Origin of the sequence: Deinococcus proteolyticus MRP, from assembly GCF_000190555.1 — a bacterium.
Classification (GTDB): Bacteria; Deinococcota; Deinococci; order Deinococcales; family Deinococcaceae; genus Deinococcus; species Deinococcus proteolyticus.
This window is the reverse complement of sequence record NC_015161.1, coordinates 1,182,723-1,195,317: the sequence shown is the minus strand read 5'-3', so window position 1 is coordinate 1,195,317 and position 12,595 is coordinate 1,182,723. Positions and strand designations below refer to the sequence as shown.

Sequence of the window (12,595 nt, the reverse complement as noted above, 5' to 3'; positions counted from 1 at the left end):
GCGGCGCATACTGAGCGGCATGACTGACCTAGCTTTTCCGCCAGGGTTTCTGTGGGGTGGCGCAGTCGCGGCCAATCAGGTGGAAGGGGCCTGGAACGAGGGTGGCAAAGGCCCGAGCACCGCTGACGTCGCCACCGCAGGCAGCCGTGAAGTGCCGCGTGACTACACCGATGGAGTGCAGCCAGGGCGCTTTTACCCCTCGCACGGGGCGGTGGATTTCTACCACCGCTACCGCGAGGATATTGCTCTGTTTGCCGAAATGGGCTTCCGCGCTTTCCGCACCTCGGTCAACTGGAGCCGCATCTTCCCGAACGGAGACGAAACGGAGCCGAACGCGGCCGGGCTGGACTTCTACGACCGTCTGGTAGACGAGTTGCTCGCGCACGGTATTCGCCCGGTGCTGACGCTTTCGCATTATGAGGTGCCGTATGGCCTGGTCGAGCGTTACGGGGCCTGGCGTGACCGCCGTCTGGTGGAGTTCTTTGCGCGCTACAGCGAGAGCGTATTTTCCCGGCTGGGTGACCGCGTGGAGCACTGGCTGACCTTCAATGAAATCAATGCCATTACGCTGTTTCCTTTTGTGCCAGCGGGGCTGCGTTTCGGCGCGGAAGACCACCGCGACTCGGTGATTTATCAAGCGGCGCACCACCAACTGCTGGCTTCGGCGCGGGCGGTGGAACTGGCCCGCCAGTATTCGCCACGTTCGCAGGTGGGCATGATGATGCTGTATCCCACGACCTACGCGCAGACCTGTCACCCCGAAGACGCCCTGGCCCGCGTGCAGATGATGCGCCCGCACTGGCTGTTTCCCGAAGTGCAGGTGCATGGGCGCTACCCCAGTTGGGCGGCAGCGTTCCTGCGTGAAAAGGGAGTCACGCTGAATCTTCAGCCTGGAGACGCTGAACTGTTGGCCCGCGGCACGGTGGATTACATCGGTATCAGCTACTACATGTCGGTGGTTGCCAGTCATCAAGAAGGCGGCGAAATCTCGCACGGCAACATTGCCGGTGGCTTCCGCAATCCTTATCTGACCGAATCCGACTGGGGCTGGCAGATTGACCCAGTCGGCCTGAGGCTCGCGCTGAACGAACTGAATGACCGCTACCACAAACCTATCTTCGTGGTGGAAAACGGCCTGGGCGCTTACGATGAGCTGACAGCCGATGGCCGCATTCACGACCCTTACCGCAGCGAGTATCTGGCCGCCCACCTGCGGCAGGTTCACGCGGCCATCAACGAGGACGGTGTGGAAGTGATGGGCTTTACGCCGTGGGGTTGCCTGGACTGCGTGAGTATGTCTACCGGGCAAATGAGCAAGCGCTACGGCCTGATTTATGTGGACCGCGACGATGCTGGTGAGGGCAGCCTACGGCGTATTCGCAAGGATTCGTTCGAGTGGTACCGCGAGGTGATTGCCAGCAACGGCGCCAGCCTGCTGGACGGCAGCTCAGCGGCCAAGGCGGCCCATTCAAAGTAGCCTGGGTCAGCTCACAGCAAGAGATTCGTATTTTCGGTGGCCGGACTGGTGCGGCTTCGCCAGAAGAATGCCTGCTGGACCTTTTCTAGCAGGCATTCCACTCTCTACCTTCTGCTAACCGACTGCGCCGAAGCGCACCTTGAGCCCGCGCAGCTCGTAGCCCTTGACCACTTCGTTGTAGCCGACTTCGGGGGCCTGCCGCAGTTCAAGGTCGTTCCAGATGAGCAAGCGGCGCAGGAACACGTCGGCTTCCCGAATTGCCAGGAAGGCCCCGGGGCAGCGGTGGTGCCCGTCGCCAAAGCTCAGCACCGGGGGCTGCACGCCGCGTGGCAGCGGGCGGTGGGGGCAGAGGCTTTCGGCGTCCTCGCCCACCGTCGTCTCGTCCACGTTGGCCTGCTGCACGTTCAGCGCCACCACCGAGCCAGCGGGAATGGTCTCGCCCCCTACCTCGATATCGTTCAGCACGCGGCGGAACAGTTGGGTGACGACCGGTTCCAGCCGCAGAATCTCGTGCAGAATCGCCACGCGGTCGTTTTCGGTGGAGTGCAGGTATTCGGCCCGCAGCTCGGGGTTGTGCAGCAGGTGCCAGGCCGCCGCCGAGATGAACTCGCGGGTGGTCACCATGCCCGCCGTGCCGTAGGTGAGGCACTCGGTCAGAATTTCCAGGTCGCTGTAGCCGCGCTCAATCAGGTAGGAAATCAGGTCGTCCTTGGGCTGGCGGCGGCGTTTGGCGATGGCGGGTTTCACGTCCAGCAGGAAAAAGTTCAGGGTGTGGCCCTGCATCAGGATGCCTTTGCCTGCGCTCATGCCTGCTGCGGCTGGGTTGCCGTCGCCGCCCGACTCCACGAACGCGGTGATGCGCCCTTCCATCCCTGGCAGCGCCGAGTCGGTCAGGCCAATCACCTGCGCGGCCACCTGCACGGCCAGCCGCAGGCTGAGGTCGTCCAGATTCAGCTCGCCTTTTTGCCACAGCTCGCCTATCAGCTCGTCCGAGAGCGCGGCAATAAACGGCTGGTACTCGGCCACGTGCTTGGGCGTGAAGTAGCGGGCGGTGGAGCGGCGCATCTCGTGGTGGTGCTCGCCCTCGGCGTACAGCACGGGCGGGCGGCCCAGTAGCCCGCCGGCCTGCCGGGCACTTTCGGCCATGAACCCGGCCTGCGCCACGTCATCCGAGCGCAGAATCTGGCGCGACAGCTCGAATGAACCGATGGAATACACGCCGTCTGCGCCGCGCTGAACGGGCGGCCCGCTGCGCTCCGGCGGCAGCGACTCGCGGCGGGTGAGGGAGTGGGTGCCGCCGTGGAAGGGGCAACCGGAAGGGGGAGTAGCGGGGTCGTGGGTCATTTGAGGTTCTCCTTGGGTGGAAGATGGGGTGACAGGGATTCGGATGAGCCCGCCACTGAGAACAGGGCGCGGCTGAGTGAGAGAGCGTCGGGCAACTCGGGGCTGGACTCCAGCGCTTGCAAGCGGCCCGCCACGAACTTCAGCACGGTGGCCTCGGCGGCGGCGCGGCGCACTTCGCCTGCCTCGGTCAGTTGCAGGTGGCTGCGGCGGGCGTCGGCGGGGTCGGGACTGCGGCTGAGCAATTCCGCCGCCTGCAGCCCTGCCAGCGTGCGGCTAATGTCGTAGCGCGGCACCCCGAGGGCTTCGGCCAGGGCGCTGGGCTGGTAATCGCCGCCGCCCACGTAGCTCAGCACGATAAATTCACGCAGTGAAAGGCCATGCTGCCCACGCAGCAGCCCTTCGCCCTCGCGGGTGAGGCTCTGCCAGGCGTCCCACAAGCTCATCAGGAACAGCAGCGGTGGAGGAAGGCGGTTCACTGATTGCATTATGCAACTACTTTATGACGGGAAGGTGACAGGCGGCCTATTTCCCTCTCAATTGGCGGCCCAGCCGTGCGAGATACTGCGTCCATGCCCGCCACCCGCCGCGAGTTTCTCAGATATGGCGCACAGTTCGTCGCTACGGCGGCGGCCTTTGGCGGGGGCCTGACCCTGCTGACCCGTCGCGCTGCTCCCCCCGAATCGCCGGATGCCCCAGCCTCCGCCACCTCCGCTGAGGCCCCCGCCACCGACGAGCTGGGCGGGGTGGTCACGCCGTTTGCGCTGGCGACTTCTTACAACAACTTCTACGAACTGGGCTGGGGCAAGGATGACCCGGCGCGGCAGGCCGAGCTGCTGCGGGCCTACATTGCGGCGCAGCAGCCCTGGACGGTGACCTTCAGCGGCGAGGTGGAGCGGCCCGGCACCTATGACCTCGCTACCCTGCTCGGCTGGGGTGACGTGCAGGAACGCACCTACCGCCTGCGCTGCGTGGAAGCCTGGAGCATGGTGATTCCCTGGCGGGGCGTGCCGCTGGGCGACATCCTGCGGCGGGTGGGGTATACCTCGGCGGCGCGGTATGTGCAGTTCACCTCGGTTTTCGCGCCAGACAGTCTGCCTGGGCAGCGCGGCGCAGTGCTGGACTGGCCTTATGTAGAGGGCCTGCGGCTGGATGAAGCCCTGCACCCGCTCACGCTGCTGGCTACGGGGATGTATGGGGAGCCGTTGCCCGCGCAGAACGGCGCACCGCTGCGGCTGGTGGTGCCCTGGAAGTACGGCTTCAAATCGGCCAAAAGTATCACCCACATCACCCTGACCCGCGAGCAGCCCCCGACCACCTGGAGCGTGGCAGCCCCGCAGGAGTACGGCTTTTATGCCAACGTGAACCCCGCGGTGGACCACCCCCGCTGGTCCCAGGCGAGCGAGCGGCGGCTGGACGGGAGCAACTCGCTGCTGTCGGCGCGGCAGGCCACCTTGCCCTTCAACGGCTACGCGGACGAGGTGGCGGGCCTGTACAGCGGCCAGGATTTGCGGAGGGACTTCTGACACGGGCAGCGTGGCGGCCCACGCCCAGGCTGGGGCCTGCGGTGTGGGCGGGGGGCCTCGTTCCGCTGCTGGTGCTGGCGCTGGACGCAGGCCGGGGCGCACTGGGGGCCAATCCGCTGGAGCGCGTGCTGGAGCAGTCGGGTTTGCTGGCCTTGCTGTTGCTGGTGCTGTCGCTGGCCTGCACCCCACTGCGCCGGTTGACGGGCTGGACTTGGCCCGCCCGTATCCGCCGTGAGCTGGGGCTGCTGGCTTTTGCTTATGGGGCGCTGCACCTGCTCGTTTACCTGCTGGACCAGGGCGGGCTGGGCGGCCTCCCCGCTGACATTGCCGAGCGGCCCTTCATCACCGTGGGGGCAGTGGCGCTGGCGCTCCTCGTTCCCCTGGCACTGACCAGTGGCAAGGGCAGCGTGCGCCGCCTGGGCTTCGGGCGCTGGCAGCGGCTGCATTACTTGGTGTATCCAGCAGCGCTGCTGGCGGCCTTGCATTTTTACTGGGGGCTAAAGGGCGACAAGTCCGAGGCGCTGATGTATGCGCTGGCGTTGGGGCTATTGCTGGGGTGGCGGGTGTGGCAGGCCGCTGTAAAGAGAATGTCCTGAACGAGGTGTCTACCATGTTTTGTGTCGCGGCTTCCAAGGCACCTCCTTTTCATTTACGGCCACACCTGTACCGTTCCTGCGTCGCTGTCCAGCCGCACCCGCGCCCCAAGTGGCAGGGTCATCTGCGGCGAGGTGTGCCCGAAATCCACATTCGCCAGCACGGGCAAGTCCTCGCAGCCCGCTTCCTTTAGTACACGGCGCACCCAGGTATACAACTCATCTACCATCTGCGGCGTGTAGTCGCGGGGGCGGGCCAGCAGCAGGCCGCTGAGCTGCGCCAGCACACCTTTGGCCGCCCAGTTCCGCAGCCAATAGCCCACTTGAGAGGGTTTGGGCACATCGTTGCTGGTTTCCAGCGCCATCACCGCGCCGTGCCACATGTCTAGCGGCAGCTCGCCAGGCGTGCCGCTCAGCATGTCCAGAATCTCGATGCAGCCGCCCAGCAGGTGGCCTTCGCCGCTACCGCCTTGCAACCAGACCCAGCCATCTCCCTTTTCAAAGGGTCTGCGAATCTGCTGTGCAGTCTCATCCTCCCAGTCCTGCTTGGCCTGCGTCCACTCTGGCGCGGGCGACAGTTGGTAGCTTCCGAGGCCAAATGCTTGCTGGAGACTCCGCACCGCATACGGGTGCATCCCGCCATTTTCCGCCAGGTCGGTCAGGACGGCGGGACCGTGGTAGGCCATGCCCCCCGCTTGCAGAAACTGCATCAGCGTGACCGTGCTGTCCGAGTACCCCAGGAAGGCCTTGGGATGGGCGCGAAGCAGGCCACGGTCCAGCAGCGGCAGCAGCCGAATGGAGTCGTCCCCACCGATGATGCTGACCATCCCGTCTATCTCGGGACTCTCCAGCGCCCAGTGCAGGTCATCGGCGCGGGCCTGCGGGTTGGTGTAGAGGTACTCGGCCCCGCGAAAGGCGTTCGGCGCGGCCACGATGTCCCAGCCCAGCGACTCGCGGGCCTGCCGCACTCCTGCCGCGTAGCGCTGCGGCACTTCGCTCACGAAGCCGCTGCTGAGGCTCAGGGCCGCCACGCGGGAGCCAGCGGTGAGAGGCTTGGGCCGGATGAAGTGGGGTGTCTCCATGCGTCAGGGTAGCGGGGGTCCGGCGGAGGCTGGTAGGCAAAATGGCGGAGGGTTTAGGGAAGAGTGAAGAGGGTCTGGGCACTAAATGGCCCGCTCCCTAGGCGGACGCGGTAGATGCTGGGTGGAATGGGCTGTCTGGCGCTGTCTTTGCCGTCCCATGCAAATGTCTGGGTGTATGTCTGCCCGGGCAAAACCTCTACAGGGAGTTGGCCAACGCCCGCGCAGGCGTTTGGTCCCTGTTGCCACAGTCGCTCACCACTGAGGCTCTCAATCACCATCGGTGCGCAGCCGCCATCCGGCCGAAATGTCCAGGCCGACTCGCCGGTATTGCGGATTGTGAGGGCAAAGTGGAACGGTGCAGTCTGACGGATGTTGGCCTCGTGAGGCAAGCTGGAAGGTTCTGGAAATTCGGTAGGGTCAATGGTCCCCAGATAAAGGGGAGATAGGTCAAGGCCACGTTTGTCTAGTTCGGCCACGAAGGCTTGCATTGCCCGCTCGTCCCACAGGATAAAAGCCAGCTGCTTGCCCTCAGAGTTTTGAGGTGCAGTAGCCGAAAAGCCTATGGCTCCGCTCGCCTCAAAAGCAGCTTCGTAGGCTTCCATTTGTCCCTGTGGTACAGCACCCTGGGCAAGAGACGCCGAGGCGGCAGGCCACCAGATAAGAAGAGCAGCACTTAGCGAAAGACCTTTCATAGCCCCAGCAGCCCCAGCGGCGCAGTAACCCGCAACTCTTTGGCGAAATACTCGACCTGCTGGCGCTCCTCGGGGGTGGCTGCGGTCACCTTGCCGCTCAGGTCCGGCAGTGAACCGCTCTCCTGCGAGCGGGCCAGTTCACCCAGCACGCCGGCCAGGTCCACCTGCGGCAGTCCCAGGGCCAGGTTCACCTTCTGGCGAACAAAGGCGTAGCGCTCGCGGCTGAGGTTCTCGGCCACCAGACCGCGTTCCAGCGCCGCGCGGGCGTCGGCCACCGAGCTGCCCAGCGCCCGCACGGCCTGCAGCGCTGTCCAGGCGTTCACCGGCTCGCCCGCCTGAATGTCCGCATAGATCTGCTGAAGCTGTGGGAACGCGTTGCCCATGCTCTTTCTGACCTCACGGCGGATTCGTACAAATTTTTCTAGCTCGGCGCGGGTGAGAGGGGCCTGGAGGTCTTCGGGGTTGCCGGCCCGGGGCTGCGGCGCGGCGGGGCCACCGTTCAGTGTCGTCTCAAGCTGCCCCGTCAGGTTGCCGATGGCCGGCTGCACGAACCCGAACCAGCCCACTCCCAGCGCCAGCAAGGTCAGGGCAATGGACCCGAAGCAGCCCAGGGCGCTGCAGCCGAGGCGGCGAATCATAGCGAAGTCTCCTGCATGGTCTCAGCATAGGCGCAAAGGATGAAGGGAGCGCTCTTCTTCCACCATCGGGGCAGCTGCTCTTAGAGCATTGGACAGAATGACGGCCTTCGGGGAACAGCACCCCAAATGCCTCCCCAAACGTCCAATGCTCTGTCTGAACTTACTCGTTCCACTCGGACAACGAATAGCGAAGAACACGCCACTCTTATGTCAAGTTCGCTTAGAGCGCCCCCGCTGCCCCTCCCTGTAACCGCTGCTGTTCCTCTCTGTCTCTGGCTTCTTCATCTCGCGCTTCCCTGGCACGCTGGCGGTCGCGGGCCTTCAGCCAGCCCCAGAACAGCACGCAGGCCAGCAGCGCTTCGGCCAGGTCGCCCCAGTAGTACATACGCCGGGCCGCCGCTTCGATTACCTCCGCGCTGTCGGCGGTCCCCCTGGGATACAGCTCCGCGAACATCAGCTTGCCCAGCACGGCGTGCAGCCCGGCTCCGGCCAGCAGCGTGCCCAGCCGCCAGGAAAAGGGCGCCCGCAGCGGCGAGGGGTCCACGCCGGCCAGCACCGCCGTATAGAGAAAGCCAGCTGCGATGACATGGAAATGCACCAGCAGGTGCAGCGGGCCGCTGCTCAGCATGGCGGCGTACAGCGGTGTCAGATACAGCAGGTACATGCCGCCCACATTCAGCGCGAGGGCTGTGAGCGGGTGCATCAGCCAGCGCAGTGGCGCGGCGTGCAGCGCCCGGGTCAGGCGGCGGGCGGCCGGCACCGGTAGCCCGCGCAGCAGCAGCGTCAGCGGCTGCCCCAGCACCAGGGCCAGCGGCGCGAACATGCCCAGCAGCATGTGCTGTGTCATGTGGACCCGCAGGTCGGCGTGCCCGGCTGCCATCAGCGCGGGGCTCAGGCCGTATGCCACCAGCGCTATGCCCAGCGCGAACAGCAGGCTGCGGTGCAGCGGCCAGCCGCGTCCCAGCGCCCGCTGCCGCCACAGCAGGCCCGCGTAGGCCAGTGCCCCGGCGGCCACCAGCAGGTACAGCAGGATGATGGGGTCAAATCCCGCCGCCGCGTGCCCGCCCGCCCCATGCAGGGCGGGCACGGCAGCCGGGGCATGGTGGGCGTGTGTCACTGCGGCTGCCGCGCCGCCGGGTCTGCCAGGCCGCGCCGCCACAAGGTGCTCCCGGTCAGCAGCAGCGCCAGGGCCACCGCGTTCCAGGTCAGGTCGTAGGGCAGGAGATTCACCCCGTAGCGAATCTGGTGAATTTCCAGCACCTTGTGGTTGACCGTGCCGTCCCACAGCTGAAAAGCCCCCATCCCCGTCACGATGCCGGCAGCCAGCATCCGCCCCGAAAAGGCGCGGGCCTTGAGCATATCCACCATCATGAAGCAGCCTGCAATCAGCGCGATCATCTGGGCGGCGTGAAAGAGGCCGTCGCTGAACAGGCCTACCTTGGGCGTGGATTTGTCGTAGAAGTGGTGCCAGGCCAGCAGCTGGTGCAGCCCGATTTCGTCGGCGGCCGCCACCAGGCCGATGCCCAGCAGAACTCCAATCCAGGCGTTGCGGGTCAGCTGAGGATGGGTCAGAGGTGCTTGAGTGTGTGCAGCGGGAGAAACAGTCATGGAACCTCCGGAGTGCGGGGCATGTCGCGGGAAAGGGCAGAACAACTTCAGTCTGACAGCTTGCCGGGACGTGTTGCAGTTGAATTCGCTCATTTCGGGCAAAGCAGTCCCAGCAGCAAAACATATGTGCCGTGGAAGAGGGACTGGAACTCGGCCACTCTTTCGGGCCCGAGGCCGCCGCACACAGGACCTATGACCCGCTGCTCCCGAGCCACTGGGTACTGCCGCACCCGGCCACGCGGAAGGCCGCTACCGGACAGCGGTATCACGGGCGCTTATTTTCGGCCCGGCGAATGCCACACCAGCAGTGCCCGGCCACGTTCCAGGCTGACTTCCACTGCATTGCCTGCCGTTTCGTTGCCTGCTGTTTCGTTGCTCAGGGTCCAGCCGCTGCCCAGTGGGATATCGGCCCGGTCCAGCGGCCAGCGCACGCCGCGCAGGGTCAGCCCATGCAGGTCACTCACGGCCACCACGCTGAGAGTGGTGCCGGCGGACAGGCTCAGACGCAGGTGCTGGCCGCCCAGAAGCGGCCGGGCGTGCTCGTCGCCACTGGTCAGCCAGAGGTCCAGGCCGCGTTCGGCCAGTGACACGGCCCCCAGCAGCAACACCGCTGTATGGTCGAAGCGCCCGCCGAACGCCCCCACGAACACCAGCCGGGTGCAGCCGGCCGCCAGGGCCAGTTCGGCGGCCAGCTCGCCGTCGGTCTGGTCCTTGGCGGTGGGGTGGATTTCGCGCGGCGCGTCCAGTTCGGTGCCGCGTGAAGAATCGAAGTCGCCCACCCAGCGGTCCACTTCCAGCCCCAGTGCGGCGGCCTGCTGTGCCCCCCCATCGGCGGCAATCACCAGGTCGGGCGCGGGCAGCCAGCTCAGGTCGGTCGGCACGGTCAGGCGACCCGCGACGAGGATAAATGCGGTGGATGGATGGTGCGCGGTCTTCGGAGAAGCGGGCATTCTCAGCCCATCTTCCCAGAAAGCGCTCCGGGTTGCCCTCGCGGTGGGCCTTCCTCCGTCATCCACCCACGGTCAGGCCTTTCCCCGCCCCCGGTCGTCCGGCACCTGCAACACGCCGGCCCCGTCCACCTGTAAGCGCAGCTGCCCGCTTTCTATCAGGCCACTCTCCCGTGGGCTGAGGTGCAGTCGCAGCGGCCCCAGTGGATGGTCCAGGGTCACTTCGGTGCCGCTGTCGGTCAGCAGCTGTGCGCTCACGCGGTAGGCGTCGCCCACGCCCAGGCGCAGCGCCTGCTCGGGAACCACCTGCGCGGTGCCGCCCGGCCCGGCAAAGATGTTGGCATGTCCCAAAAAGGCCGCCACCCAGGCGGTCGCTGGCCGGGCGAACAGCTCAGGCCCCTTTCCCACCTGCACCAGCTGTCCGGCCCGCATCACGGCCACCCGCCCTGCCACCGCCAGTGCCTCGCGCTGGTCGTGCGTGACCAGCAGCGCCGCCGAGCGGGTATGGGCCAGCAGCGCTTTCAGCTCGCCGCGCAGTTCGTGGCGCAGTTTTTCGTCCAGGTTGCTGAGCGGTTCGTCCAGCAGCAGCAATCCTGCGCCGGTCGCCAGGGCGCGGGCCAGGGCTGCCCGCTGTTGCTGGCCGCCGCTCAGCTGGTCGGGGCGGCGGTCCTCCAACTCGCCCAGGTCCACCAGGTCCAGCGCTTCACGGGCGCGGCGCTCCGCCTCGGCGCGGGGCACGCGGCGCATCCGGGGGCCGTAGGCCACGTTGCCCAGCACGCTCAGGTGCGGAAACAGCGCGTAATTCTGAAAGACCATGCCTACACCCCGCGTCTCGGGCGGTTCATAGGTCACGTCCCGGCCTGCCATGACAATCTGGCCGCTGTCAGGGCGTTCCAGCCCCGCCACGCAGCGCAGCACGGTACTTTTGCCGCAGCCGCTCGGCCCCAGCAGCGCCAGTGTTTCACCAGGCTGCACGTCCAGGCTGAAGTTGTTCACCGCCAGCGTGGGGCCGTAGTGTTTGGTCAGCTGCTGCACGGAGAGGGCTGGGGGAAGGGATGCGGTCACCCGCCTATTTTGAAGCATGGGCCTGCCTCTGCTCTGCGCTCCGGTCCGCTCAGGTCACTTCGCCCTCGCCGCCGTCAAGCAGCCAGAAGCTCAGCAGGGCCAGGGTCAGCAGAATGGTCGCCAGGGCGCAGGCTTCGCCTAGGTTGCGTTCGCCGGGGCGGCCCAGACGCTCGTACAGCCCCACGCTGAGGGTGGCCCACTCCGGGCGGGTCAGCACCAGCGTGGCCCCGAACTCGCCCAGCACGGTGGCCAGCGAGAGGGCCATGCCGCCGCGCAGGGCCGGCAGGGTCAGGGGCAGCGTCACGGTGCGCCAGCTTTGTAGCCCGCTGGCACCCAGCGTGCGGGCGGCTTCCAGGGTATGCAGCGGCAGTGCCCGCAGCGCCGGCAGCAGCGACCGTGTGACCAGTGGATAGGCCAGCAGCACGTAAGCAGCTATCAACATCGGCAGGGTGGCGGCCTGGCGCGGGTAGGCCAGCAGGTAGCCCACCGCCAGCGAGACCGGCGACACCATCAGCGGCAGCATGGACAGCAGGTCCAGTAGCCGCGAGCGGGCCAGGTACGCCCCCAGCGCGTGCAGCCCGCCCAGTAGCGTGGCCCCGGCCAGCGCCCACACCCCAAAGCGCAGGGTGTTGCCCAGCTCGTGCCCGGTCTGCGGGTCGCTCAACACGGCCTGCCAGTAGCTCAGGGTCGGCCCCGCCGTGCCCAGCAGGCTGCGGGCCACCACCGCCAGCAGCGGAACGAAGCACAGCGTGAACACTGCCGCCATCAGTCCCAATCCCAGCCACAGTGCCGCTCCCTGGGCACGGGGCAGGGAGCGTACCGGTGTGCCTTCTCCCCGTCCGGTCAGGTTCACGTAGGCCCAGGTGGCGGCCAGCGTCAGGCCCAGCTGGCCCACAATCAGGGCGCTGGCCTCGCCCAGCCGCAGCTGGTAGGCGGTCAGGGTGTAGATTTCCACCTCCAGCGTGGCGTAGCGTGCCCCGCCCAGAATCAGGGGCAGTCCGAAGCTGAGCGCCGAGTACAGAAAGGTGAGGATAGCCCCCGCCGCGATACCCGGCAGCGCCAGCGGCAACCCCACACTCAGTGCTGCACGCCAGCCAGACGCTCCCAGCGTGCGCGCCGCGCCCAGCAGGGCCGGTGAGATGCGCGAGAACCCGCCGTGGCTGAGCCGAATCATCACCGGGAGGTTGAAAAAGAGGTTGCCCAGCAGAATCAGCAGCGGTCCGTCACTGACTGAAAGGGAGAGTGCTCCACTCAGCCAGCCTTGCGGCCCCAGCAGGGCATTCAGCCCCAGTGCGGCCACCAGCACCGGCGTCACGAACGGCAGCAGCAACAGCCGCAGCAGTGTCCTGCCTCCCGGTAGCCGGTAGCGCGACAGCAAGTAGGCGAGCGGCGCCCCCAGCAGCGCGGCCAGCGCCGCCGTCAGGCCCGCTTGGATCAGCGTCCAGGCCAAGCGGCTCTGAAAGTAGGGCTGGGTCCATACCTCCAGCTGGATACCGCCGGCCAGCAGCGTGCGGCCCAGCGGCAGTGCCAGCAGCAGTGCCAGAAACAGCAGCGACGGTAGCGCCACCAGCCACCCGGCTGCCACGCCCCTCGCTCTAATCCTGCTGCTCACTGCCTGCTTTCACC

General features: G+C 66.6%; 13 protein-coding genes. 3 read left to right on the top strand and 10 right to left on the bottom strand.

The genetic code is table 11. The features are described 5' to 3' along the window. The first annotated feature begins 19 nt into the window (after positions 1–19). Positions 20–1,477: a glycoside hydrolase family 1 protein gene (locus DEIPR_RS05740; RefSeq protein ID WP_013614893.1), complete on the top strand. Its 1,458-nt coding sequence runs from the start codon at positions 20–22 to the stop codon at positions 1,475–1,477. 114 nt (positions 1,478–1,591) lie between these two features. On the opposite strand, the gene DEIPR_RS05735 is transcribed toward DEIPR_RS05740, so the two are convergent. Both DEIPR_RS05735 and DEIPR_RS05730 read right to left on the bottom strand, forming a co-directional pair. Beyond that, positions 1,592–2,821, bottom strand: a complete 1,230-nt coding sequence (locus tag DEIPR_RS05735) for a cytochrome P450 (RefSeq protein ID WP_013614892.1) — start codon at positions 2,819–2,821, stop codon at positions 1,592–1,594. Continuing rightward, a complete protein-coding gene (locus DEIPR_RS05730; protein ID WP_049775082.1) occupies positions 2,818–3,297 on the bottom strand; it encodes a MarR family winged helix-turn-helix transcriptional regulator in 480 nt (159 codons plus the stop codon). Before DEIPR_RS05730 ends, DEIPR_RS05735 begins: the two co-directional genes overlap by 4 nt. 93 nt (positions 3,298–3,390) lie before the next feature. Here DEIPR_RS05730 and msrP point away from each other — a divergent pair, with 93 nt between their 5' ends. Then, positions 3,391–4,344 (top strand): protein-methionine-sulfoxide reductase catalytic subunit MsrP, encoded by a 954-nt coding sequence (msrP, locus tag DEIPR_RS05725; RefSeq protein ID WP_013614890.1) that lies wholly within the window; start codon positions 3,391–3,393, stop codon positions 4,342–4,344. 41 nt (positions 4,345–4,385) lie between these two features. Then, entirely contained in the window at positions 4,386–4,940 is a 555-nt protein-coding gene (locus DEIPR_RS05720) for a protein-methionine-sulfoxide reductase heme-binding subunit MsrQ (RefSeq protein WP_013614889.1), read from the top strand. Positions 4,941–4,993: 53 nt separating this feature from the next. On the opposite strand, the gene DEIPR_RS05715 is transcribed toward DEIPR_RS05720, so the two are convergent. The 8 genes from DEIPR_RS05715 to DEIPR_RS05680 all read right to left on the bottom strand — a co-directional run bounded on the left by DEIPR_RS05715 (position 4,994) and on the right by DEIPR_RS05680 (position 12,554). Then, a complete protein-coding gene (locus DEIPR_RS05715) occupies positions 4,994–6,019 on the bottom strand; it encodes a S66 family peptidase (protein WP_013614888.1) in 1,026 nt (341 codons plus the stop codon). Positions 6,020–6,072: 53 nt separating this feature from the next. Beyond that, positions 6,073–6,621 carry a hypothetical protein gene (locus tag DEIPR_RS05710; protein WP_013614887.1) on the bottom strand — a complete coding sequence of 183 codons (549 nt, stop codon included), beginning with the start codon at positions 6,619–6,621 and terminating at the stop codon, positions 6,073–6,075. A gap of 86 nt (positions 6,622–6,707) precedes the next feature. Beyond that, positions 6,708–7,349, bottom strand: coding sequence for a hypothetical protein (locus DEIPR_RS05705; protein WP_013614886.1), 642 nt, complete (start codon positions 7,347–7,349; stop codon positions 6,708–6,710). Between the two features lie 220 nt (positions 7,350–7,569). Continuing rightward, entirely contained in the window at positions 7,570–8,466 is an 897-nt protein-coding gene (locus tag DEIPR_RS05700; RefSeq protein ID WP_245532678.1) for a cytochrome c oxidase assembly protein, read from the bottom strand. After that, a complete protein-coding gene (locus tag DEIPR_RS05695; protein ID WP_013614884.1) occupies positions 8,463–8,957 on the bottom strand; it encodes a DUF2243 domain-containing protein in 495 nt (164 codons plus the stop codon). Before DEIPR_RS05695 ends, DEIPR_RS05700 begins: the two co-directional genes overlap by 4 nt. Before the next feature lie 275 nt (positions 8,958–9,232). Beyond that, positions 9,233–9,907: a thiamine diphosphokinase gene (locus DEIPR_RS05690; protein ID WP_013614883.1), complete on the bottom strand. Its 675-nt coding sequence runs from the start codon at positions 9,905–9,907 to the stop codon at positions 9,233–9,235. A 72-nt stretch (positions 9,908–9,979) separates the two neighbouring features. After that, positions 9,980–10,987, bottom strand: a complete 1,008-nt coding sequence (locus DEIPR_RS05685) for an ABC transporter ATP-binding protein (RefSeq protein WP_013614882.1) — start codon at positions 10,985–10,987, stop codon at positions 9,980–9,982. Between the two features lie 31 nt (positions 10,988–11,018). Then, positions 11,019–12,554, bottom strand: a complete 1,536-nt coding sequence (locus DEIPR_RS05680; protein WP_013614881.1) for an ABC transporter permease — start codon at positions 12,552–12,554, stop codon at positions 11,019–11,021. Positions 12,555–12,595 lie beyond the last annotated feature (41 nt).